Origin of the sequence: Rhodanobacter sp. T12-5, assembly GCF_008329435.1 — a bacterium.
Classification (GTDB): Bacteria; Pseudomonadota; Gammaproteobacteria; order Xanthomonadales; family Rhodanobacteraceae; genus Rhodanobacter.
Genome location: NZ_NPKN01000005.1, coordinates 190,058 through 213,376, shown reverse-complemented (window position 1 = coordinate 213,376; position 23,319 = coordinate 190,058). Strand labels below are relative to the sequence as shown.

The window sequence follows — 23,319 nt, the reverse complement described above, 5'->3', positions numbered from 1 at the left end:
TTCCCGGGCAAGCGCCTAAAATCGGACCCGGCGTTTTCTGCGATGTGCGCCAGCACACTCTTACATTTGCCTTGTTCCTAAATACGGCCCCGGGTCGGCTTCACATCGGCTGTTGTGCATGTCCGCCACGTGCGGAAAGCCTCGAGGCCATGTAGCCCTCCCACCTGATCCATCTTGGATCAAGGTCGTTTGGTGGGCAGCGGCATCGCGGTTGACGCCACCTCATTCCCCATGCCCCGTTCGTCCGGCGACGAACGGGGCGGAACCAAGACGGAGCTACGCGAAACGTGGACGCCCCCGCCCGACGCCGCGAGCTTCGCCAACGCCTCGCCGACCAACGCCGTGCCCTGCCCCCGGCCGAACGCATCGCTGCCGCGCAGGGCCTGCGCCGCAGCCTCGAACAACTGCCCGAATACCTCACCGACGCGCGCGTGGCCGGCTACTGGGCCAGCCACGGCGAGTTGCCGCTGAACCTGGCGATCGCGCCGCTGGCCGGCCGCGGCCAGCAGTTCCTGCTGCCGGTGATCGGCGCGGACAAACTGCTGCGCTTCGCGCTGTGGCGATCCGGCGACGCGGTGCAACCGAACCGCTACGGCATTCCCGAGCCGGTCGAACCGGGCGAGCTGCTGGAGGCATTCCAGCTCGACCTGGTACTGGTGCCGCTGCTCGGCTTCGACCGCCGCGGCAATCGGCTCGGCCACGGCGGCGGCTACTACGACCGCAGCTTCGCCTTCCTCAACGAACAGGTGCGCCCGACCGAACCGCTGCTGGTCGGCATTGCCTACGCGTTCCAGGAACTCCCCGCTGTCGACGAGGAAGACTGGGACGTGCCGCTCGACTTCGTCGCCACCGAGCGCGAACTGATCGACTGCCATCCGGAGGCTGATGCATGAACCACTGGCTGATGAAGTCCGAACCGGACGCGTTCTCGATCGACGACCTCAAGCGCAAGAAACGCGAGGCTTGGGACGGCGTGCGCAATTACCAGGCGCGCAACTTCATGCGCGACGGCATGCGCCCGGGCGACAAGGTGTTCTTCTACCACTCCAATTGCGCCGTGCCCGGCATCGTCGGCCTCGCCGAAGTGGCTACCGACGCGTATCCCGATCCCAGCCAGTTCGATCCGAAGAGCAAGTACTTCGATCCCGGCAGCTCACGCGACAACCCGCGCTGGATGCTGGTCGACGTGAAGTTCGTGAAGAAGCTCAAGCGCACGATCAGCTTGGACGAAATGAAGAACGATCCCGCGCTCGCCGACATGCCGCTCCTGCGCAAGGGCAACCGGCTGTCGGTGATGCCGGTCGACGCCGCCCACTGGAAGTACATTCTCGGCCTGGAATAACCCAGCCTCTCTGTGGGAGCGCAGCCTGTGCGCGAGGCTCTTCGCCACGTAACGGAAAGCCTCGCGCACAGGCTGCGCTCCTACACACGAAGGCGGACGGCAGCCATAATGCGGTTTTTCACCGAGGCCGCATCCCCATGAGCAACGCCAACGAAAAGCGCCAGGCCGGTGAGGCCGCCATCCGCTACGTCGAGGACGGCGCCATCGTCGGCGTCGGCACCGGTTCCACCGTGGCGTTCTTCATCGATGCGCTGGCCGACTTGAAGGATCGCATCCAGGGTGCGGTGTCCAGTTCGGAACAGTCCACCGCGCAGCTGAAGAAACTCGGCATCCCGGTGCTCGACCTCAACGCCGCCGGCCCGCTGACGATCTACATCGATGGCGCCGACGAGTGCGACCCGCACAAGCGGCTGATCAAGGGCGGCGGCGCGGCGCTCACGCGCGAGAAGATCGTGGCGGCAGCCAGCGAGAAGTTCGTCTGCATCATCGACTCGAGCAAGCAGGTCAAGCTGCTCGGCAAGTTTCCGGTGCCGATCGAGGTGATCCCGATGGCGCGCAGCCTGATCGGCCGTGAAATCATCAAGCGCGGCGGCCAGCCGGTGTGGCGTGACGGCGTGGTCACCGACAACGGCAACTGGATCATCGACGTGCACAACTGGCAGATCGCCGACCCAGCCGCACTGGAAAGCGAACTCAACCAGTTGCCAGGCATCGTCACCGTGGGCCTGTTCGCGCGGCGGCCGGCCGACGTGGTGCTGGTGGGTGATCGCGAGATGTGATGCTGCTGGAACCGGTGGCGATCAACAACGGCGAATCCGCCATCCGGTTCCCGCTTCCGCTCACCCCTCCGGTGCCGGTCTGCGCGACTTGCGCAACCTGATGTGCCGCCCCTTGAAGCTCGCCTCGCGCAGACGCCTGCCATGGGCGGCCAGGATGTCGCCGCGGGTGATGATGCCGACCATTTTGTACGGCGCATCCTGACTGATCACGATCAGCCGCCCCACCTGTTCGCCGACCATGTGATCGGCCGCTTCACGCAGCGAATGGTTTTCCTTGACCATTACCGGTGGACGCGTGACCAACTCGCCTACCGTCAGCGTGTAATGCCATTGTGGGTCGAGCAGCGAGCGGCGCGTCAGCACACCTTGCAACTGGCCGGCTCCGTCCACTACCGGGAAACCCTGATGCTGTGCTTCCGGTGTGCCTTCGCCCAGCCAGCGACGTACTTCGGCCAGGGTCTGGTCCGCGCGCAACGAATGGACGTTGCGGGCACAAGCCGTACCCACGTTCACCTGGTCCAGATAGTCGGCCGCATACTCCGAAGGCACACGCACGCCGCGACGGGCGATCTTCTCGGTCATGATGGTGTTGCGCATCAACAGCGCCGATACCAGGTAGGCAGCGGTGCAACCGCCGAGCAGCGGCAGCAACACCGCCATCTGGCCGGTGGTCTCGAAAGAGAACACCACTGCCGTCAGCAGCGCGCGCGACGCGCCGGCGAAGATGGCCGCCATGCCGACCAGGCCGGCGATTCGCGGGTCTACACCGAGCTGCGGCGCCAATGCGACCAGCCCGATGCCGAGCAGCGCGCCCAACGCGCCACCAATGGTGAACAAAGGCGCCAGCGTGCCGCCGGAGGTACCGCTGCCCAACGCGATCGCCCACGAGACGAACTTCATCACGCACAGGAACGCCAGCGCCGTCATCGTCAGGTGACCGGTGAGGATGTCCTCGATATTGGTGTAGCCCACACCCAGCGTCAGTGGGGCGAAGTAACCCACGACACCGACCGCGATGCCGCCCAGCGCCGGCCACCACATCCAGTGGATCGGCAACTTCTCGAAGGCATCCTCGACGCCATACACGAGGTGGGTGACGCCAATGCTGATCAGACCCAGCAGAGCGCCGATCAACACGTAGCACAGCAGCGCCAAGCTGCCGGGCGTGGCCATCGCCTCCATCGCGAAGATCGGCGTCGAGGAACCCTGCAATACGTAATGCACCATGGTGGCGGTGACGGCAGCCAGCGACACGGGAATCAGCGAGCGCGGGCGCAGCTCGAACAGCAACAGCTCCACCGCGAGCACCACGGCCGCGATGGGCGAGCCGAACACCGCTGCCATGCCCGCCGCCGCGCCAGCCGCCAGCAGCACCTTGCGCTCGCCCCCGGTCACCTTCAGCAACTGACCGACAAACGAACCCAGCGCGCCGCCGGTGGCAATGATCGGACCTTCCGCGCCGAAGGGGCCGCCGGTGCCGATCGCGATCGCCGAGGAAATCGGCTTCAGGAACGTGATCCGCGGCGGGATCTTCGACTCGTTCAGCAGCACCTGCTCCATCGCCTCGGGAATGCCGTGGCCGCGGATCGCGCTGGAACCCCAGCGCGCCATCACGCCGACCAGCAGGCCACCGATCACCGGCACCAGCACGACCCACCAGCCAAGATGATTGTTTGCCGGTGAACTGAACGCGGTGGACACCGTGCCGTAGAACGCCAGATTGGTCACCAGACCGATCAGCGACTTCAACAGCATCGCGATGAATGCCGCCGCCACGCCGAGCACGACTGCCACCGCGGTGATCCGCAAGATGCGCCGGTCCACCAGGGTCGAACGGCGCGGCATGCGTGTGGCATCCAGCGTCACGCTCATCGCGGGGGCGAGCGGCAGTGCGTCGGTGCTGCCTTCCGTGCGCACGTTGGCGTGCCCGACGGAGTTGTCAGTGGCTGGCGTCATGAGAGTTTCGTGGAAGGTAAAGGCGGGGATTTTACGCCGATGGGCGGTATAACCGAAGGGGTAGAGGGCATATTTTGTTGTATTGCAGCACGCATTGTGGACAGGGGCTGCATTTGCACTTCGCCGAGGCTGGAAACGGGCTGGCTTTCGACTGCGCAGGCAGGGCTGTGCCGGATCGGGAATGCTGGAGCGAACATCGGCGCAGCCGATGACCCGAAGAGCGAGATACGGGACGTGCCGCGTGGGGGACCAGGATTGTTTGGCCCATCCATGGGCCAAACCCCGCTTCGCGGGGCCAGCCTGCGGCTGTCCAATTTTGTTCCAGACAAAATTGTCGAACGTGGTTGACTCCTGTACCCCCAGCCAAAACAAAAGACCCGCCACAAGGGCGGGTCTTTTGTTTTGGCTGGGGGACTAGGATTCGAACCTAGATAGACAGCGTCAGAGGCTGTTGTCCTACCGTTAGACGATCCCCCAATGACACGCGGGACGGTGCGCTCTGACCTGTGGCACCGACCCGTAAAACGGGGTTTAGCGTTTCGAGAACTGGGTGGCGCGACGTGCCTTGTGCAGACCGACCTTCTTGCGCTCGACCTCACGGGCGTCGCGGGTCACGAAACCGGCCTTGCGCAGCGGCGACTTCAGCGTCTCATCATATTCGATCAGCGCGCGGGCGATGCCCAGACGGATCGCGCCGGCCTGACCGGTGATGCCGCCACCGGCGACCGTTACCTTGATGTCGAACTTGCCGGTGCTTTCGGTCAGTTCGAGCGGCTGGCGCACGATCATGCAGGAGGTCTCGCGGCCGAAAAAGGCCTCAAGCGTCTTGCCATTGACTTCGATCGTGCCATTGCCCTTGCGCAGGAACACGCGGGCGGCGGAGGTCTTGCGGCGGCCGGTGCCGTAATTCTGCTGGATCGACATAGTGATTCCTTAGATTTCCAGCGCCTGCGGCTGCTGTGCGGTATGCGGATGCTCGGCACCGCCGTAGACCTTGAGCTTGCGATACATCTCGCGGCCCAGCGGGTTCTTCGGCAGCATGCCCTTGACGGCGATTTCGATCACGCGCTCCGGGTAGGTCGCCAGCAGATCCTTCAGACTGGTGGTCTTCAGGTTGCCGATGTAGCCGGTGAAGCGGTGGTATTTCTTGTCGTCCAGCTTGGCACCGGTGACATGCACCTTCTGCGCGTTGATCACCACGATATAATCGCCGGTGTCGCAATGCGGGGTGTATTCCGGCTTGTGCTTGCCGCGCAGGCGACGTGCAATTTCGGTCGACAGGCGACCGAGCGTCTTGCCCGCGGCATCGACCACGAACCAGTCGCGCTTGACGTTGTCTGCATTGGCGCTGAACGTTTTCATTTCAAATACCTGTTTGCCGCCGTCAGGCGGTACGCGTCATCGGTGGATCAAAGGCGCGAGATGATAGCGGAGCCGTCACCCATGGCGCAAGCCCACCGACCGGCGGGCTGTGAGCTGGCAATGATAGCATGATGACCATGCCGCTTGAAAAGTCCCCCCCGCACGCGTCTGTGGGCCGCATTGCCGAGCTGGCCGACCAATGCGTGCAATGCGGGCTGTGTCTGCCGGTTTGCCCCACTTACGCGCTGGACCGGAACGAAGCCGAATCGCCGCGCGGGCGCATCGCGATCGCCTCCGCCTTGGCCCGTGGGCTGGTCGACCCCACCGCCGGGCTGCGCGAACACCTGGATCACTGCCTGGGTTGCCTGAACTGCGAAAAGGTGTGCCCGGCCAACGTGCAGTACGACGAGCTGTTGATTGAAACGCGCGCGATGCTGGGGCCGGCATCGCGCCGGCCGCGGCGCCTGTTGAAGCTGCTGAAGCGGCCGCGGCGTCTGCGCGCACTGCGCCGAGTCGGCAGCTGGATCGCGCTGCCGCGCTGGAAAAGCCTCCTGTTGCGCTCGCTGCCGCGCCATTCCGCCTGGCGCGCCGCGCTGCTCAGCCTGCCCGCGGCCATCCCGGCCCCGCCGGTCCGTGCCGACGACGATCATGCCGGATCGACGCGGCTGGCATTGTTTCCCGGCTGCGTGGCGAGCGTCGAAGATGCCGAGGCGCAACAGGCGGCGATCACCCTGCTGCGAGCCGCAGGCTTCCAGGTCAGCGTGCTGCCCGCGTTCTGCTGCGGCGCGATGGACCTGCATGGGGGCGAGAGCGGTGCCGCGGAACGCGCGGCGCAGCAGGTGCGTCAGGCGTGGACGACGAGCGGGGCAAGCCAGTTGCTCACGATCACTCCCGGTTGTCTGGGCACACTGCGCCGCGCCCTTCCCGGCGTGAGCGTGATCGATCCGCTGGAACTGCTGGCGAAGCACGCCGAAAGGCTGCATTTTCGACCGTTGGCTCAACGCGTCGCGCTGCACCTGCCGTGCACGCAGATCAATGTGGCGCGCAGCGAGGCGGCGCTGCTGCAACTATTGCGCTGCGTCCCCGGGCTGGAAACCGTGCCGCTGCCGCGCCCGCCCCATTGCTGCGGTGCCGCCGGCAGCCATCTGCTGGAATTCCCCGAACGTGCGGCGCGGTTGCGCGACGAGACCTTGCGGCAAGCCGCCACGCTGGCGCCGCAACAGTTGTTGTCGTCCAATATCGGCTGCCGTCTGCATCTGGCGGCCGGCATGGAGGCGCAACAGCTGGATTGGTCGAACCAGCATCCGCTGAGCCTGCTGGCTCGACAACTGGAATGGCCAGTCGCGACCACCCCTTGAAGCAGGAGTATTCATGGACATCCGCATACTGAGTCGCCTCGATCGCCTGCTGGACAGGTGCGAACGCGCACTGGAGGCCATCGCCGGTTCGCCGCTCGCGCAACGCCGCTCGCCTGCCAACGGCATCGCCGAAGTGGAGATGGACGACACCGACCGCCGTCATGCCGCCGGCCTGATGCGCGTCAACCACACCGGGGAAGTCTGCGCACAGGCGCTGTATTTCGGACAGGCCGCGCTTGCGCGCCATACGGACAACCGCGAACACCTGCTGCACGCGGCTGCCGAGGAGACCGATCACCTCGCCTGGTGCGCCGAGCGTCTGCAGCAACTGGACAGCCGCCCGAGTCTGCTCAATCCGTTGTGGTATGCCGGCAGTTATGCGATCGGCGCAGCCGCCGCATTGGCCGGCGATCCGGTCAGTCTGGGCTTCGTGGTGGAAACCGAGCGTCAGGTGGAAGCGCATCTGGCCGAGCATCTCGAACAGCTGCCGGCGCAGGACGAACGTTCCCGCGCCGTGTTGACGCAGATGCAGTCGGACGAGATCCGCCATGCGCAGGCGGCGCAGCAACGCGGCGGCATCGAACTGCCATTTCCGCTGCCGCAGCTGATGCATCTCAGTTCGATGGTGATGAAGACGGTGGCTTATCGCGTGTGACGCCGATCCCACAGGAAGCCCTCCAGAAAAAACCCGCCTTCCGGCGGGTTTTTCGTCACATCAGGTTGCGCCCGTGGAACAGCTCCTCGATCTCGCGCCGCAGCAGCGACTCGATGCGCTGGCGCTCCTTGAACGACAGATCGTCGGCGTGCGAATCGAACAGGTACGTGTCCAGGTCGAAGTCCTTGATGTGCATCTTCGTGTGGAACATGTTTTCCTGGTACACGTTGACGTCGAACATCTCGTACTTCTGGCGGATGTGCTTGGCCAGGTAATCCTGCACCGAGTTGATCTTGTGATCGATGAAGTGCTTCTTGCCCTTCACGTCGCGGGTGAAGCCGCGCACGCGGTAGTCGCACACCACGATGTCCGACTCGAAACTGTCGATCAGGTAGTTCAACGCCTTCAACGGCGAGATCACGCCGCAGGTGGCCACGTCGATATCCGCGCGGAACGTGGCGATGCCGTTGTGCGGATGCGTTTCCGGATAGGTGTGGACGGTGATGTGGCTCTTGTCCATGTGCGCGACGACGGCACCGGAAATGGTGTCGCGACCGAGCTTCTCGACCACCGGCTCCTCGGAGATCAGCATGGTCACCGAGGCACCCTGCGGGTCGTAGTCCTGGCGCGCGATGTTGAGGATGTTGGCGCCGATGATCTCGGCCACGTCGGTAAGAATCTGGGTCAGGCGGTCGGCGTCGTACTGGTCATCGATGTATTCGATGTAGTTGCGCCGCTGGTCCTCGGACACCGCGTAGCAAATGTCGTAGATGTTGAAGCTCAGCGCCTTGGTCAGGTTGTTGAAACCCTGCAGGCGCAGGCGGGGGAGTGGTTTGACCACGAGCGACTCTCCATGACCGAACGCTCGGCCAGCAGTAGAGGCGGGTTAGCGACAAGGGTCCCCGCAGAATGGTATGGAGCACAGGCGAAGGCCTGTACGACCCTTGTGAACGAGTGCGATGACATCACCGCATCCGGAAGACCGCGAAGTATGCGGCATACTGCAAACAATTTGAACCTGCGGCAATCGGCCCGGGTTTGCCATAATGCCAAGCCTGTGCATCGGTTACGTTACGCATGCCGCGTTCGCGCGTGACCGCCGCTGAAAGACAACCACCCTGTAGGTGATGACCGTGGCGCAACTCAAGTATCAGCTTCAACAAGCCTTCGAGCGCTCGCAGGCCCCACTCGGCTTCGCACCTGACCCCGCCTCGATGGAACGTTTCCTGGCGCTGTGCCACCGCCGTCGCTACCCGGGGAAAACCGCGATCATCCGTCCGGGCGATCCGGCCAACACGCTTTATTACGTGGTGGATGGCTCGCTGGCCGTATGCACCGAGGACGAGCAGGGGCGCGAGCTGATCCTCGCCTACATCAGCCGTGGCCAGTTCATTGGTGAAATGGGCCTGTTCGTGGAGCAGGCACAGCGCGAGTCGATGGTGCGCACGCGCACCCCGTGCGAGATGGCCGAGATCAGCTACGAACGCCTGTTCCAGTTGATGGAGGGTCCGCTGCGCGAGGAATGTCCGAAGATCCTTTTCGCGATCGGGGCGCAGCTCACCAACCGCCTGCTGCGCACGTCGCGCCAGGTCAGCCGGATGGCCTTCATGGACGTCACCAGCCGGATCTCCCGCACCCTGCTCGACCTCTGCCAGGAACCGGATTCGATGACCCATCCGGACGGCACTCAGATCCGCATCTCGCGCCAGGAAGTGAGCCGCATCGTCGGCTGCTCGCGCGAAATGGTCGGCCGTGTGCTCAAGCAGCTCGAGGAACAGCGCTTGATCGACGTCGCCGGCAAGACCATCGTGGTGCGCGGCACGCGCTGAGCGTCCAGCCCGCCTGCGCCGGGGCCGGGGCCGGCGTCGTCTGAACCGGTTTTTTACGGGTGCCGGCCGAGGATGAATCCCCCGCCACCGGCCTGCGAGACATCGCTTGGATTACGGACAGTTCTTCGTCTTCGTCGGTGTCGGCCTGCTCGCCCAACTGGTCGACGGCGCGCTGGGCATGGCCTACGGACTGGTCTCCAACTCGATCCTGCTGGCGCTGGGTTTGCCGCCGGCACTGGCCAGCGCCACCGTGCATACCGCCGAAGTGTTTACCACCGGAGTCTCCGGCGCCTCGCACGCGTGGTTCGGCAATGTGCGCTGGAAGCTGTTCTGGCAGTTGGCCATCCCCGGCGCCGTCGGCGGCATCCTTGGCGCAACTTTCCTGGCCAGCGTGCCGGGCGAAAGCATACGTCCGTTCGTCAACGTCTACCTGCTGGTTCTTGGCGCCATGGTGCTGCTGCGGGCCTTCGGCAAACGGCTGGTCCGCCATCAGGTGCAGCACAGCGGCGTGCTCGGTTTTTTTGCCGGCCTGCTCGATGCGATTGGCGGCGGCGGCTGGGGACCGCTCGCCACCAGCACGCTGATTGCCCGCGGCGGTGCCGTGCGCAGCACGATCGGCTCGGTCAACGCGGCCGAATTCGTGGTGACCGCATGCGTCTCCGCCACGCTGATATGGCACGTCGGCATCGATCGCTGGTCGATCGTGCTGGGCCTGCTCACCGGCGGCGTGATCGCCGCGCCGTTCGCCGCGTGGCTGGTACGGCACTTGCCCGAACGCGCCGTGATGGGGGCGGTCGGCAGCCTGATCGTGCTGATCAGCCTGGGCCAGTTGCTGCAGATGGTCGTGTAGCCACACCTGGATTCGGAGAGTGGCGCATCAGAACCACTCGACCCGGGTCACGGCACGGCCAAGCGCCTTCTCCATCTTCTTGCACAACGCCGGCGTGCTGTTGACCAGTACCGCCTCTGCGGCGAGCTTGAGCATCGCCGCGTCGTACATCGAATCGCCATACGCCATCTGCCACTCGGTGACACCATGCCCGGCCAGTGTCTGCACCTTGCGTTGGCCCACGTTGTGATGCAGCAACCGCATGCCGAGCCAGCCTGGACGCAGCCGGGAGGCCAGCACCTCGAGGCCGGTCAGTCCCAGTTGCTGCAGGATGCCGCTCGCCAGCGTGTGTTCGCAGCCGGTGACCACAATCACCCGGTCGCCCGCGGCCTGATGCCGACGCAGCGCCTGCAGTCCGTCCCGGCAGAACTGCTTTGGCCGCCGCACGAGAGTGGCGGCAAACGCATTCGCGACGCCCTGGTAGCGCTGCTCGCCCAATCCCAGCAAGGCGATGCGCACCAGCGTTCGGATCGGCAGGTGGCGCGAAAACGGCAACTGCAGCAGCAACAGCGGGGCGCTCAGCAAGGCCAGCAACTTCCGCCATGACGAATGACGGTAACGATCGCGCATGAACAGGGCAAACGAATCGCCGTGAACCAGCACGCCATCGAAATCGAACAGCACCACGCGCGGCGACACCGCATCCGCGCCCGCCGCCAACGGCGGCGCCTCCCCTGTCAGCGCAATGGTCACGGCGTGCCGAACAACCGTCGCAGTTCGCTGCCTGGATCTTCCGCGCGCATGAACGCCTCACCGACCAGAAACGCCTGGATGCCGCCTTCGCGCAGGCACGCGACGTCTTCCGGGGTGCGGATGCCCGATTCGGCCACCAGGATCCGGTCGTACTCGATCAGCGCCTGCAACGCCAACGACGTCTCCAGCGACGTCTCGAAGCTGCGCAGGTTGCGGTTGTTGACGCCGATCAGTGGCACCGGCAGCGCCATCGCGCGCTCCAGCTCGTCCTCGTCGTGAACCTCGCACAGCACGTCGAGGTCGAGTTCGGCGGCCAGCAGCGACAGCTGCAACAGCACGTCGTCGTCCAGCGCGGCGACGATCAGCAGGATGCAGTCGGCGCCGATCGCGCGGGCTTCGTACACCTGGTAAGGATCGATGATGAAATCCTTGCGCAGCAGCGGCAGCGAGCAGGCCGCGCGTGCCTGCTGCAGGAATGCTTCGCTGCCCTGGAAGAAGTCGCTGTCGGTCAGCACCGACAGGCACGCAGCGCCGGCCGCCTCGTAACTCTTCGCGATCGCAGCCGGATCGAAGTTGGCGCGGATCACTCCCTTGCTCGGGCTGGCCTTCTTCACCTCGGCGATCACTGCCGGCAGGCCGGCCTCGATCTTGGCCTCGATCGCGCGGGCAAAACCGCGGGTGTCCGCTTGCTCTGCAATGCGCGCCGTCAGTTCGGATAACGGCACCTTGTTCCGGCGCTCGGCAATCTCATCCGCCTTGCGCGCAAGAATGCGATTGAGGATGTCAGTCATGGCATCTCGCTGATCTGGGTGGGGACGCGTTCCGTGCGCGGGGTGGTCCGATCCTGCCACTTCGTCGGACTTCACGCACCCCTCGGTGATTTCCCGCCGCGCGCGACAAGCCGCTTCGTGGTGGACACGAAGGCCTGCATTTTCGCATGTGCGGCGCCGCTGGCAATCGTGGCGCGGGCAAGCTCGATGCCAGCGCTGATCGACCCGGTCACGTCAGCGGCGTACAGCGCCGCGCCGGCGTTCAGGCAGACGATGTCGTGCGGCACGCCATGCTGCCCCGCCAACGCTTCCAGCAGCATCGCCTTCGACTCGATGGCGTTCGCCACACGCAAGTTGCGGCTGGACGCCATCGCCAGACCGAAATCCTCCGGCTCCACTTCGTATTCGCGCACCATGCCATCGCGCAGTTCGCCGACCAGGGTCGCCGCGCCGAGCGAGATCTCGTCCATGCCGTCGCGCCCCCACACCACCAGCGCGTGCCGCGCGCCGAGCGCCTGCAGCGCGCGCACCTGGATGCCCACCAGGTCGGGATGGAACACGCCCATCAGGATGTTCGGCGCACCGGCCGGGTTGGTCAGCGGGCCCAGGATATTGAACAGCGTGCGCACGCCCATTTCCTTGCGCACCGGTGCCACAACCTTCATCGCCGGATGATGGTTCGGCGCGAACATGAACCCGATGTCGGTCTCGGCCATGCACTCGGCGACCTGTGCCGGCGTGAGCTCGATCGACGCTCCGAGCGCTTCCAGCACGTCGGCGCTGCCGGATTTCGACGACACGCTGCGGCCACCGTGCTTGGCCACCCGCGCGCCGGCCGCCGCCGCCACGAACATCGACGCGGTGGAGATGTTGAAGCTCGACGCACCGTCGCCGCCGGTGCCGACGATGTCGATGAAGTGGTCGTGTGCGGGCGCGTCCACCTTGGCCGACAGCTCGCGCATCACCCGCGCCGCGCCGGTGATCTCGCCCACAGTTTCCTTCTTCACGCGCAGGCCGGTGACGATCGCGGCGGTCATCAGCGGGCTCACCTCGCCGTTCATGATCTGCCGCATCAGCGCGATCATTTCGTCGTGGAAGATCTCGCGGTGCTCGATCGTGCGCTGCAGGGCCTCCTGCGGCGTGATCGTGATATCGCGCCCGCTCCTGTCGAAATCCGGTGTGTTCATGCGGCCAGCCGCAATGGCAGTCCGAGGAAATTGCGCAGCAGGTCATGGCCGTGCTGGGTCAGGATCGACTCCGGATGAAACTGCACGCCCTCGACCGCCAGCGTCCTGTGGCGCAGGCCCATGATCTCGTCGATCGAGCCGTCGGGGTTCTCCGTCCACGCGGTGACTTCCAGACAATCCGGCAACGACGCCTGCTCCACCACCAGCGAGTGGTATCGCGTCGCCTCGAACGGGTCCGGCAGGCCGGCAAATACGCCCTGCCCGCGATGACGCACCGGCGAGATCTTGCCATGCATGATCTGCTTGGCCCGGATCACCTTGCCGCCAAACACCTGGCCGATCGCCTGGTGGCCGAGACACACGCCGAACACCGGAATCTCGCCGGCCAACTCGCGCAGCACGTCCAGCGACACGCCCGAATCGTCCGGCGTACCTGGCCCCGGCGAGATCACGATGTGCGAAGGCTTCAGCGCGCGAATGCCGGCAACGTCCAGCACGTCGTTGCGCACGACCTGAACGGACTGCCCCAGTTCACCCAGGTACTGCACGAGGTTGTAGGTGAAGCTGTCGTAGTTGTCGATCATCAGCAGCATGGGTAACTCAACCTGTCGTCATGTGAAGGTGGGACATCCTGGATGCCGTGCCCACGCCGGCACCGCTACTCCAATGCTGAAGTGCCCGTCGTTTCTCCAACCCCGATCATTGTGCCGGACAGCGAGCGGTAGCTCCAACCGACGGCGGCGGAAGCGGCGGGAGCAGGTCCCCTTGCAGGGGCACCTCACAGCTCAAACCGGCACCAAGGGTTTCCGCGTAGAAGTCGAATTTCTCGTCCGCGCTCGCCGACGCGGGTTCGCACAGGCTGGCTGATTTTCAGCACGGTCCACAGGTCCGTTTGCTTCGCCAGATGCCTGCGTCGGCGATGACGAAAATTGTGACGCAAATCACTGTTTTTTGACCGCTCATGCACGAAGGCCTGACTAGGCTTGCGACGGCCTCAACTACCGAGGCTCAGGGAACAGGGCATGCATCCCATGGCCTCAGGGCGTCACGCCATGAGGCATTTCACACGGTCATGACGCGCCCATTGCGCCGTGGCCGTGTCAGCGATCAGGACAGCTTGCCAATGACGCCCTACCGATTCCTTCTCGCCTTCGCGAGTGCCGCTGCATCGTCGGCTATTGCCATTGCTTTTCTGTACGGCTATGCCGAGCACCTGGGCCTGGTCGACCGCCCCAACGAACGCAAGAAGCACGTGGGGAATATCCCCGTGATCGGCGGCGTCTGCGTATTTCTCGGCGTGATCACGGGCGCGTTCGTCGCTGGGCAATTCCATCTGTTCGGCAATTACGTGCTGGTAACAGCTGCCGTCCTGGCGCTGATCGGCGCGCTCGACGACCGCATGGACTTGAGCGTGCGCGCACGGCTGCTCGTGCAGAGCGTCGCGGTGCTGACGGTGATCGTCTGCACCGGCGTGCACATTCATACGCTGGGACATTTGTTCGGCGTGGAAATGGAACTGGGCCTACTCGGCATACCGCTCACGCTGATCGCCGTCATCGGTCTGCTGAACGCATTCAACATGATGGACGGCATCGACGGGTTGGCCGGCATGCTGGCACTGGTAAGTGTGGGGACCATTGCGGTCTACCAGGGATCATCGCCCTGGCCTGACCTCTCGCTTCCGCTGCTGCTCGCGGCGGCGCTGTTGCCGTACTTGGCCGTCAACCTCGGCCTGATCGGAAAGAAGATCTTCCTGGGCGATGCAGGCAGCATGGTCGTGGGCTATCTGCTGGCCTGGACGCTCATCAAGCTGAGTCAGGACGCTCCAACGCATTTGTCGACCATCGACGTGCTCTGGTGCGTGGCGTTGCCTGTGCTGGACACCCTGGCAGTGATGATCCGCCGCATCCGCGAGGGCAAGTCGCCCTTCAAACCGGATCGCGGCCACATTCATCACCTGATGCTGAACGCCGGACTGACCCCGCGCGCATCACTGGTCGTGCTGGTCACCTTCGCGATCGCACTGGCTTATCTGGGAACCTTCACACGTACCTTCACGGCAGGCAGCAACCTGCTCGCATTCGGTGCATTGGCTCTGATCTACATCGCGGCGCATCGACGGGTCTGGCTGAAACAACAGCTCGGCCAAGGCGTGCCCGGTGTCGTCCCCGGTGTCGTCCCTGTCCCCATGTCCGCATCCGCTCCGTTCATTTTCATCGAACGACGGACGGCCCGATCCTCATCGCAAATGGCACATGCCTACCAGCGACGCCGCAGCGACCTGCAGCGCGTTGCGTGACACGTGTAACGGAATGATCAGCCCAACAAGAGACCCGAGTTGCCATGTGCGCGCGCGCAGGCATGAAAGCCGTCCGGCGAAGCTGTCCCTTCACACCCAAGGGAGGCGCAGCGTTCCTTGCTGCGCCTCGTTGCCACGCGAATGGCGGGTCGATATCAGTTCGTGATCCGGGGAAGCCGTGGCACGACTCGCTATGCCGATTACGGTGTTGGGGAAATCGTATTGCCAGCCACCTGGATATTCCAGGTCGTGCTGACCACTTCCAGATCGCGGGCGCCCGAAATCAATGTGTAGATCGACTTGTTGTGGGCATAGAACCCGCGTGTGCTGTTGTACGTGATCTTGTTGTCGAGGATTTTCACATCGTGGCTGGTACTCCTCATGGAGATCCCGAACAGCCAGTTTTCTGTAATGAAGTTACCCGCAAACGTCATGCCGGACGCAGCATTGCTGTAGATGCCAAATCCATTATTGCCCTTGATCGTGGTCCATTTGACGACTACCCCGCTCACATTGGGCTGCACTTCTATGCCACTGCCCGCGTTGCCGGTCACATGGCTGCCTTCGATGCGAATGTCCTTGGCCGAGCCTTGGGTCGACGGCTCGATGTCGATGCCTGCCTGCGGTTTGGTGCCATTGGTATTGCTGAACGTGCTGTTGACCACATAGACCCGTTGCACCGGACCGAACGACAAACCCTGCCGCCGATTGTTGTTGGAGACCACGTTCCTGACCGTCACGTCAGTGGACTTCACGACACTGCTGCCACTGCCGATGGCGCCGATGTACAGGCCGTCGCCCCAGCAATCGGAAACCTTCAGGTCGTGCACGTAGACCTTGCTGGAGGCCAGGATATCGATGCCAAAGCCCCATTCGCCGGTAGTGCCCTGGTGTTTGGCTCGCTCGCCAACGACTGCGCCACCGCTGATCTCGACATCCGTCACTCGCCATGCCTTGATCACATAGGAACGCTGGCTGCTATTGGGAATGGCGACCAGTTGCGCCCCGGTACTCAGCTGCAGGTGGACATGCGAGCGCAAGTTGATCGAACGCAGCGCGTCGATCATGTAGGTACCGGCAGGTACGGTGATCGTGCCGCCGCTCGACGGCAACGAGTCGATCGCCGCCTGGAACGCGCGCGTATCGTCGTGCTGACCGTCGCCCTTGGCCCCGGCATTCCGAACATTGATGGTCGTGCTGCCGATGGATACGCTCGGCGTGGCGGACCACCAATTGGCTGCCGATGCCGGCACGGCGACGACGCTCAACGTCAGCGCCATTCCCGCGAGAATCAGCGAGCGGGAAACCCTGTTGCGTGGGCTCTTGCCGAGAAAGTTGCTGGAGAACCCGCCGACGGGCCCGGTTATCGGAGTAATCGCATTGGACATCATAGTCACCCTCGTTGTGAAGAAAGCCTTCACCTAAAGAATGCATACTTTTCACGCTGGAAAGGTGCAAACCCGAGTGACCTGTTTCACACTACGAGCAATCACTTATCGATCATCCATTGCGCTGAAACCGGCAATTTGTTACGCACAAATCGGAAGTGCGGACTCGCTGTTCCGCAGCCGTGTTGAAGCTGACAGAGAGCGAGCGCATTGAACTTGAGCATCAGGCTGATGCCGACGAAAAACGTGCGGATTCCGCCCGTCATGCAAAACTGATCCTGCTGCTGGCGGACGGCTGCAGCTGGAACGAGATCCGCACGAGGCTTCATTGCAGTGACAGCTACATTGCACGATGGAGCAAGCGATTCCAGGCCGAGCGGCTGGCGGGGCTCTATTCCAAATATGCAGGGCGCGAGCCATACAAAGTCACCCATCGCCTGGAATCCCGCGTACTGACACGCACCATCCGGCACCTTCCCGCCGACGGCTCGGGTCGGTGGTCATCACGCAAGTTGGCAGCCGAACTCGGCGGCACCATCTCGCATACAACGGTGGCGCGCATTTGGGCCAGACACGGCATTACACCGAAGCGCCTCGAAAGTCGCCCGGTTCCCGATCAACTTCCTTTCGACGCCGGGGCCGCCGACATCGTCGGCCTGTATCTCAGCCCACCCCAACATGCGGCGATATTCAGCGTCAGCGGGATCCATGCGGACACAGCGGATACCCGTGACGTCAGATCACCTCGCATCAGGCGACATCAAGGCGCGGATGATCATGGAGGCGCGCAGGCGCTCTACGCGACCTTGAAAAGGCGCCGAGCCAATACAACCACTTCCGCGCCAATGAATCGTCAAACCTCTGCGGAGTTTGCAGCCTTCCTTGCCGCCGTCGCAGCGGGTCAACCGGATGACACGGAAATCCACGTCATCGCCGATAACCCTGCAGCCGGAAAGACACGCGCAATCACTGCAATGATGGCCGACCACCCAACCGTGCACATGCACTTCACCGCCACCCATGACGCATGGCTCGATCAGGTGGAAAGAAGCCTGGCAGAGATGGAGGGCGAGCTGAACGTTCAGGACGAACGACAACCGACGCTCGGACTCAAGCAGAAGCTCATGCGCCAAATACGACGCAGGAACCGGCGTCCTCACCCGACAAAATGGAGCTACCTCAAGGCAATCCAGGCGCAATCAAGTGATGATCGCTCGCGAAGCCGTGGTCGGTATGGATAGTTCTTGCCAGCGCATTGACGGTTCGCGGCGCAAGACATGCCTGGTGCAAGGCGTCGTCAAGCCGTGCGCATGAAAATCGGCCAGGTCAACCGTTCGGCACCATGCCCGAACCAGAACGACCGTCACTCTCCACCCGCACACCACTTACGCCCGCGGTGCATGCCGCAAGCGTGGCAAACGCCGACAACTTGCTGCGCGCCACGCGCAAACGGCAGCCCTCGTCAACCCGCTTTCAGGTCCGGACGTGCAAAGCTCATCGGTGATGCCCTAACCGCAGAGTTGACTGACCATGGAGCGCACTTGAAAATTTCCTGTGCCTGCTGCGAATAGACCTCCCGCGAAAGCGTCGGCTCGTTCCCAGGGCTCAACATGAGCGCAAGCGCGTTGGCAACCGCGGTGGAGAGACCGTCTCCAGTGGGAATCCGCAGTGCCGAGGGCAATCCGATCTCATCAGCGAAGTCACGGCACTTGGGGTGGTAATCCACGATGGCCAGTGGAATACCCTGCAGATACGCAACAATGGCTCCATGCAGACGCACGCTGACGAAAGCGTCGCATTCGCCTATGGCCTGAACCATGGACAAAGGGCTCATGCCCCGATAGCGTCGTACCCGGGCAGGAATACCACGCTGAAGAAGGTTCCGCTCCAAGGTTGAAGACAGTGCGTAATCTCCGTGTGCCGGGTGTTCGTTGAGACTGAAGATATCCACCTGTAGCGGGCGCAAGGCCGCCAGTCTTCCCAACTCACGGGTCAGTGCCGACAACAAGGCCTGTTTGTCTGGCGCAGCATAGTTGTTGTTGGTGACGTTGTAATTGCATGGCGCGACGCCAATGCGAATCGGACCACTCCGGGGCGTATCTGCAACTGCCACGGGCGGCAGCAGACCCGCCAGGTCGCGTCCGAGATGAGTCTTTTCAGCGACTCCCATTTTGACGGCAAGATCATACGACCGCTTGTCGCGCACGGCTATGTAATCGAAGCGGCTGACGAAATCCGCAATATCATCCTCCGCCTCTGCATTATCAATCGGCCCGATCGACACGCCGACTGCAGCCAGCTTCAACTTGCCTGCCTTCTGTGCGGAAACCATCATCCGCCGGCGAAACGAAGTTCTGGATGAACCACCTATCACCGAACCGCCGCCCATTACCAACACGTCCGAGCCGGAAAGTGCGCGGGCGAAACTGCAGAATCGGCTGACCTGACCGAACGGGCCCGATGTTCCGTAGAGGCGCGCTGGATACCAACAGGGCATGGTGTAACGTGCGTCGACGCCCTGTATCGCCGGACATACCAGCCTGGGATCGCCACCCCAGTATTTTCGCGCTGCCGCGGTACAAACCACGCCGAACAAATCGTCGCCGAAGTTGTTCATGCCGTAGTAGCCGGTGAAAGTGGTTCGAAGCCTAGAATCGTCTATCACGAAAATTCCTTTGCTGATCGACCGAACAGAAGACCGGACGAACGGGGATGTGGTCAAAGATTATCCATTGAGTACCACAACCACCGCGCAAAGTTTGCGAAGACCGAAAGGCGCTCGACGAACAGGCGATGTTGATCGCGCCAGGCAAACCGCCCAGACGGCAACGACGGCAATCCCTGCAGGCAGCCGTCAGCCCAATCGTCGGCATTCCTGGCGGATCAGGCCCACGTTCGTGGGCGAAAGCCGATGCGCATTGCGAGACGTCGCAATGCGCATCCGCCAAAGTACGCCACTCGTCCTGCAATGCATCGCCAGTGAAGCGATGCATGAACAACTGACGGCGCCACGGAAATGGCGTGGCGAAAAGCCCACGCCATTTCCGCAACCAGTTACCAGTTCAACCATGCATCAGTCACGAGCATCGCTTTGCCATCGGTGAACCTGACTTTCCCTCAGGGCTTTGGAGAGATGGTGTTGCCGGACACCTGGATATTGCGGGTCGATTTCATCACTTCCACATCGCGAGGACCCGAAACCAATGTGTAGATCGACTTGTGGTGCGCATAAAACCCGCGCGTGCTGTTATACGTGATCTTGTTGTTGTTGATCTTCGAGTCGTGAGTGGTTGACCTCATGGCGACCCCAAACAGCCAGTTTTCCGTAATGCTGTTATTCGCAATCGAGACATTGGATGCAGCGTTGGTGTACACGCCAAATCCCTTGTTGCCCTTGATCGTGCTCGATGTGACCACCACTCCGCTCACATGTGGCTGCACTTCTATGCCGCTGCCCGCGTTGCCGGTCACATGGCTGCCTTCGATGCGAATGTTCGCGGCCGAGCCTTGGGTGGAAGGCTCGATGTCGATGCCTGCCTCCGGTTTGGTGCCATGGGTGTTGCTGAAGGTGCTGTTGACCACATAGACCCGTTGCACCGGACCGAACGACAGACCCTGACGTCGATTGTTGTTGGAGACCACGTTCCTGACCGTCACGTCAGTGGACTTCACGGCCCTGCTGCCTTTGCCCATGGCGCCGATGTACAGGCCGTCACCCCAGCAATCGGAAACTTTAAGGTCGTGCACGTAGACCTTGCTGGAGGCCAGGATATCGATCCCAAAGCCCCATTCGCCGCTTGAGCCACGATGCTTGGCGCGCTCGCCGACAATTGCGCCGCCGCTGATCTCGACGTTGTTCACCTTCCACGCCTTGATCACGTAGGAACGCTGGCTGCTGTTGGGGATGGCCACGAGTTTGGCCCCCGAGCTCATTTTCAGGCGCACGTGCGAGCGCAGGTTGATCGAGCGCAGCGCGTCGATCATGTAGGTGCCGGCAGGTACGGTGATCGTGCCGCCGCTCGACGGCAACGAGTTGATCGCCGCCTGGAACGCGCGGGTGTCGTCGTGCCGGCCGTCACCCTTGGCCCCGGCGTTGCGAACGTTGATGGTCTTGCTGCCGATCGATACGCTCGGGGTGGTCGACCACCAGTTGCTGGCCGAAGCCGGCACCGCCACCAGGCAAAGCGCCAGCGAGGCGGCAGCAAGACCCAGGGATCGGCGGACATGTGTGTTGCCGCGTCGCGCAGAGTGGGTGTCGACGAGTGCGGTGTCTCTTTTTTTCTGATCAGTCATTGTTTGCATTGTTTGGAGCCTTTGAATTTTGGGCAAAAATCGGCCTTCACACTTTCGTGTGTTCATGTCAGCCGATTGGGCCGAATGGATAAGGGCGCTACTAGCAGGGAACAAATTCCGTTTTCACGAAGTTGTCGCATCCAGGCGAGCAAACTGGTGTCCGTAGCTCCATGCCGAGCAGGATGGAAGTTGTTTGTGACGTGCGGAGCACGCGCGATCCTACGGCTATCCGGAGGAGCGCAGTCTGGCGTTGTTTCTAGCCAGGAGGGTTACTTGTCGAGGCTCGTTTCCACATGGATACGAGGGCGAGTGCGTGTCTCGAAGCGTGGCGGCTGGTGGACACGCCGACGAACCATACAAGTTGAAAAGCAGGCTGAAAACCCGAAAACTGAACGTGATGCGGGCTCTCCACGAACGTTCGCGCCCGCTTTAACTTCATCTTTAAACTTACTGCACAAACCAGCGTTACATGGTCGACAACGCGATGCGTTGTAGACCATGGCGTAAGCGCGTGCGCGCTCGGACTGACTCGACGAAATTCACAACTAACTGAATATTTCACAACGACCGGAAAATTATTGGCCTCAGCGGCGCCGAACCCCGGCTGGACTCTTGCCATTCACGCCGCCAAGCCGTGAAAAATCATTCGCCTACTCCGGCCGGTCTGTCGTTGCAGCGACATTCACAGGTGCACCGGCGCTTCGACTTCGCCGCTTGCGCAGGCACGTGAACGGGACAGGGGCCTGCATTCGACCCCAGCCGGATGCCCCGCAGGTCGTTTGCCACCCCCTACGCGTGCGGCCGACAAGGCCCTCGCCGCCGCAGGCGCAGCACGAGATTCCGACGCGTCCTGGTGGCCATGCCCACGGTGCTGGAAACAGCGTACTCGGTCCGGCTGAGCAGCCCCTCTCGCAGCAACTTGCGGCGCAACCTGCCCCTGGCGCGCTGGACCGCGGCAAAGTCGTCGCTGAGCCCGGTGTCATCGCCCGCTTCGCGCTCGGTCCAGAGCACCAGCACCTGATCGACCTTGGCACAGCGATAGCCGGACAAGACGATCTGCGACCACAGCAGACAGTCCTGTGAGTTCCGGAAGTCCTCGTCGGAGTGGAACGGCAGGTCGCGGCGCAGTACCACCGAGGAAGTCGGAAACGGATTGCGCAGCAGCAACGTGCGCCGGCCGACGATCTCCACGCGCACCGGCAGTTGCAGGGGGCACCGCCGTGCCTCGTCGACTCACCAGCGCCCGGTGCGCGATCAGCGCGATGGCGGGGTCCGCTTCCAGGGCCTCCAACTGCAACTCCAGCTGGCGTGGTCCGGCCCAAGTATCGTCGGCATCGCTTCAGTCTGGCTCTGATCTGTGATGGATGGGTCCAAACCTCGCCGCCAGGAAACAGTTCAGGGTTGTGGTTTGGACGTCAGGCGCCGTCTAGAGAAGAGGAGCGCAGGTTCATGAGAAGTCAAATAATCACTTGATAAGTGACGTAATAGCAAAACACGCCGCTGGCGGCCAGCAGTCCACTCGCCAACAGCAATGGATGTCTCAGCGGGGGGAAACGTGAGAAACAGAAGATAGCAGCGACAATGAGAGATGCCGCCTCCCACGGACCGAGAAGATAGCGGTTGGAGAAGTTCCCCCAGCCCACGGTGAAAAACGGCAGCAACATCACCGAATACACCGCCATGCTCTGCTTGATTCGCGTACTGAAAGGCTCACGGACCATTCGCGAAAGGAGGTAAGGCAGGAAATACCAGAACATGGCAAAAACCGCGAAATCGATCCGCACCCCAGCGCGGTAATCGCTGCCAGCAACATAGGCCATGACCGCGTTGTACAGCGACGGCACGAAAGCGCGAACCATGATCATGGTCAACCCCGAGCAGTACGCCACGAACGCCGTAACTGCCACGACGCGTTGAACACGCATGTTGAACAGGAGCAACGGAGCAAAAGCGAGATAAAGCAAAGAGGAATAGTGAAACCCGCTCGCCAATACCCCATAAACAACAAAACTTCGCCACTGTCGATGATGGAATGAAAGCAGCGCTGCGAATACCAGAAGCGACGCCAAACCCTGCCGTACGGCGTTGATGGAACCATTGACGAACATCGGTGACAGGAACAGGAACATCAGCCCCGCGATGAGAAACGTAAGGTAACCGCGCGTTCCTCCCAGGTAATGGAAATAACGGCGCGCCGCCATTGCCGCCGTCAGCAGGGAGATACCAAAAAGTGACGCCTGATAGCCGGCGATACTCATGCCGGTGGCACTCAGCAGCCGCGTCACCAGGGCAAAAATCGGCTCGAACCGAGTCTCGACGAACGCGTCACGCATGCTCAGGAAAACGCCGGCATAGATCCGCGTGTCGGTACCCACGGTGAGTGGACGCAAGGCGACAACCGAGTCTGCGATCAGGCAGGCCGAAAATATCAGCAGCAAGCTCAATACCATGCGGGCGTTCGCGGCGCTTGAATCGCCATCGTCGTAGTAGGGAGCGTCTGAAATCTGCGAGTTCATGGT

General features: G+C 62.7%; 22 protein-coding genes, 1 tRNA gene and 1 other RNA gene. 10 read left to right on the top strand and 14 right to left on the bottom strand.

From position 1 onward, the window contains the following. Positions 1–31: 31 nt before the first annotated feature. From ssrS to rpiA, 4 genes are all read left to right on the top strand, one after another. Positions 32–218: non-coding RNA, 6S RNA (gene ssrS / locus CIW53_RS12040), on the top strand. A 69-nt stretch (positions 219–287) separates the two neighbouring features. Beyond that, positions 288–893 (top strand): 5-formyltetrahydrofolate cyclo-ligase, encoded by a 606-nt coding sequence (locus tag CIW53_RS12035; RefSeq protein ID WP_149364963.1) that lies wholly within the window; start codon positions 288–290, stop codon positions 891–893. Beyond that, positions 890–1,342: an EVE domain-containing protein gene (locus CIW53_RS12030; RefSeq protein WP_149364962.1), complete on the top strand. Its 453-nt coding sequence runs from the start codon at positions 890–892 to the stop codon at positions 1,340–1,342. Before CIW53_RS12035 ends, CIW53_RS12030 begins: the two co-directional genes overlap by 4 nt. Before the next feature lie 137 nt (positions 1,343–1,479). Continuing rightward, positions 1,480–2,121 carry a ribose-5-phosphate isomerase RpiA gene (rpiA, locus tag CIW53_RS12025; protein WP_149364961.1) on the top strand — a complete coding sequence of 214 codons (642 nt, stop codon included), beginning with the start codon at positions 1,480–1,482 and terminating at the stop codon, positions 2,119–2,121. Positions 2,122–2,181: 60 nt separating this feature from the next. Here the strand turns inward: rpiA and CIW53_RS12020 are convergent, their stop codons facing one another. From CIW53_RS12020 to rplM, 4 genes are all read right to left on the bottom strand, one after another. Then, positions 2,182–4,077: a chloride channel protein gene (locus CIW53_RS12020; protein ID WP_149364960.1), complete on the bottom strand. Its 1,896-nt coding sequence runs from the start codon at positions 4,075–4,077 to the stop codon at positions 2,182–2,184. A gap of 403 nt (positions 4,078–4,480) precedes the next feature. Beyond that, positions 4,481–4,554 (bottom strand) — tRNA-Gln (locus tag CIW53_RS12015). A gap of 54 nt (positions 4,555–4,608) precedes the next feature. Further along, positions 4,609–5,001 (bottom strand): 30S ribosomal protein S9, encoded by a 393-nt coding sequence (gene rpsI, locus CIW53_RS12010; protein WP_149364959.1) that lies wholly within the window; start codon positions 4,999–5,001, stop codon positions 4,609–4,611. A 9-nt stretch (positions 5,002–5,010) separates the two neighbouring features. Next, on the bottom strand, positions 5,011–5,439 hold the full coding sequence (gene rplM / locus CIW53_RS12005) for a 50S ribosomal protein L13 (RefSeq protein ID WP_149364958.1): 429 nt from the start codon (positions 5,437–5,439) through the stop codon (positions 5,011–5,013). A 131-nt stretch (positions 5,440–5,570) separates the two neighbouring features. On the opposite strand from rplM, the gene CIW53_RS12000 reads away from it, so the two are divergent. Both CIW53_RS12000 and coq7 read left to right on the top strand, forming a co-directional pair. Next, complete coding sequence (locus tag CIW53_RS12000) at positions 5,571–6,797, top strand: (Fe-S)-binding protein (protein WP_242451877.1); 1,227 nt, start codon at positions 5,571–5,573, stop codon at positions 6,795–6,797. Between the two features lie 13 nt (positions 6,798–6,810). After that, a complete protein-coding gene (gene coq7, locus CIW53_RS11995; RefSeq protein WP_149364956.1) occupies positions 6,811–7,452 on the top strand; it encodes a 2-polyprenyl-3-methyl-6-methoxy-1,4-benzoquinone monooxygenase in 642 nt (213 codons plus the stop codon). Positions 7,453–7,507: 55 nt separating this feature from the next. On the opposite strand, the gene speD is transcribed toward coq7, so the two are convergent. Next, positions 7,508–8,293, bottom strand: coding sequence for an adenosylmethionine decarboxylase (speD, locus tag CIW53_RS11990; protein WP_149364955.1), 786 nt, complete (start codon positions 8,291–8,293; stop codon positions 7,508–7,510). Between the two features lie 286 nt (positions 8,294–8,579). Here speD and crp point away from each other — a divergent pair, with 286 nt between their 5' ends. Further along, positions 8,580–9,281 (top strand): cAMP-activated global transcriptional regulator CRP, encoded by a 702-nt coding sequence (crp, locus tag CIW53_RS11985; RefSeq protein WP_149364954.1) that lies wholly within the window; start codon positions 8,580–8,582, stop codon positions 9,279–9,281. Positions 9,282–9,387: 106 nt separating this feature from the next. Beyond that, positions 9,388–10,131 carry a sulfite exporter TauE/SafE family protein gene (locus CIW53_RS11980; protein WP_149364953.1) on the top strand — a complete coding sequence of 248 codons (744 nt, stop codon included), beginning with the start codon at positions 9,388–9,390 and terminating at the stop codon, positions 10,129–10,131. Between the two features lie 27 nt (positions 10,132–10,158). Here CIW53_RS11980 and CIW53_RS11975 read toward each other — a convergent pair whose 3' ends face one another. The 4 genes from CIW53_RS11975 to CIW53_RS11960 form a co-directional block, all read right to left on the bottom strand. Further along, complete coding sequence (locus CIW53_RS11975) at positions 10,159–10,857, bottom strand: HAD family hydrolase (protein WP_242451892.1); 699 nt, start codon at positions 10,855–10,857, stop codon at positions 10,159–10,161. A gap of 2 nt (positions 10,858–10,859) precedes the next feature. Further along, positions 10,860–11,654, bottom strand: coding sequence for an indole-3-glycerol phosphate synthase TrpC (gene trpC / locus CIW53_RS11970; protein ID WP_149364952.1), 795 nt, complete (start codon positions 11,652–11,654; stop codon positions 10,860–10,862). A gap of 71 nt (positions 11,655–11,725) precedes the next feature. Then, on the bottom strand, positions 11,726–12,820 hold the full coding sequence (gene trpD / locus CIW53_RS11965) for an anthranilate phosphoribosyltransferase (protein ID WP_149364951.1): 1,095 nt from the start codon (positions 12,818–12,820) through the stop codon (positions 11,726–11,728). Continuing rightward, complete coding sequence (locus CIW53_RS11960; protein WP_149364950.1) at positions 12,817–13,413, bottom strand: aminodeoxychorismate/anthranilate synthase component II; 597 nt, start codon at positions 13,411–13,413, stop codon at positions 12,817–12,819. Before CIW53_RS11960 ends, trpD begins: the two co-directional genes overlap by 4 nt. A gap of 530 nt (positions 13,414–13,943) precedes the next feature. On the opposite strand from CIW53_RS11960, the gene CIW53_RS11955 reads away from it, so the two are divergent. Then, positions 13,944–15,119, top strand: coding sequence for an MraY family glycosyltransferase (locus CIW53_RS11955; RefSeq protein WP_207105464.1), 1,176 nt, complete (start codon positions 13,944–13,946; stop codon positions 15,117–15,119). Positions 15,120–15,319: 200 nt separating this feature from the next. Here the strand turns inward: CIW53_RS11955 and CIW53_RS11950 are convergent, their stop codons facing one another. Further along, on the bottom strand, positions 15,320–16,507 hold the full coding sequence (locus CIW53_RS11950; protein ID WP_172969658.1) for a right-handed parallel beta-helix repeat-containing protein: 1,188 nt from the start codon (positions 16,505–16,507) through the stop codon (positions 15,320–15,322). Positions 16,508–16,692: 185 nt separating this feature from the next. Between CIW53_RS11950 and CIW53_RS11945 the strand changes: the two genes are divergently transcribed. Next, positions 16,693–17,748 (top strand): IS630 family transposase, encoded by a 1,056-nt coding sequence (locus CIW53_RS11945; RefSeq protein ID WP_197736654.1) that lies wholly within the window; start codon positions 16,693–16,695, stop codon positions 17,746–17,748. 221 nt (positions 17,749–17,969) lie between these two features. Here the strand turns inward: CIW53_RS11945 and CIW53_RS11940 are convergent, their stop codons facing one another. The 4 genes from CIW53_RS11940 to CIW53_RS11925 form a co-directional block, all read right to left on the bottom strand. After that, entirely contained in the window at positions 17,970–19,172 is a 1,203-nt protein-coding gene (locus tag CIW53_RS11940; protein WP_149364947.1) for a polysaccharide pyruvyl transferase family protein, read from the bottom strand. A gap of 452 nt (positions 19,173–19,624) precedes the next feature. Further along, positions 19,625–20,800 carry a right-handed parallel beta-helix repeat-containing protein gene (locus CIW53_RS11935; RefSeq protein ID WP_172969657.1) on the bottom strand — a complete coding sequence of 392 codons (1,176 nt, stop codon included), beginning with the start codon at positions 20,798–20,800 and terminating at the stop codon, positions 19,625–19,627. Positions 20,801–21,589: 789 nt separating this feature from the next. Beyond that, positions 21,590–21,997 (bottom strand): hypothetical protein, encoded by a 408-nt coding sequence (locus CIW53_RS11930; protein WP_149364945.1) that lies wholly within the window; start codon positions 21,995–21,997, stop codon positions 21,590–21,592. Between the two features lie 260 nt (positions 21,998–22,257). Then, positions 22,258–23,316 carry an EpsG family protein gene (locus CIW53_RS11925; protein WP_149364944.1) on the bottom strand — a complete coding sequence of 353 codons (1,059 nt, stop codon included), beginning with the start codon at positions 23,314–23,316 and terminating at the stop codon, positions 22,258–22,260. Positions 23,317–23,319 lie beyond the last annotated feature (3 nt).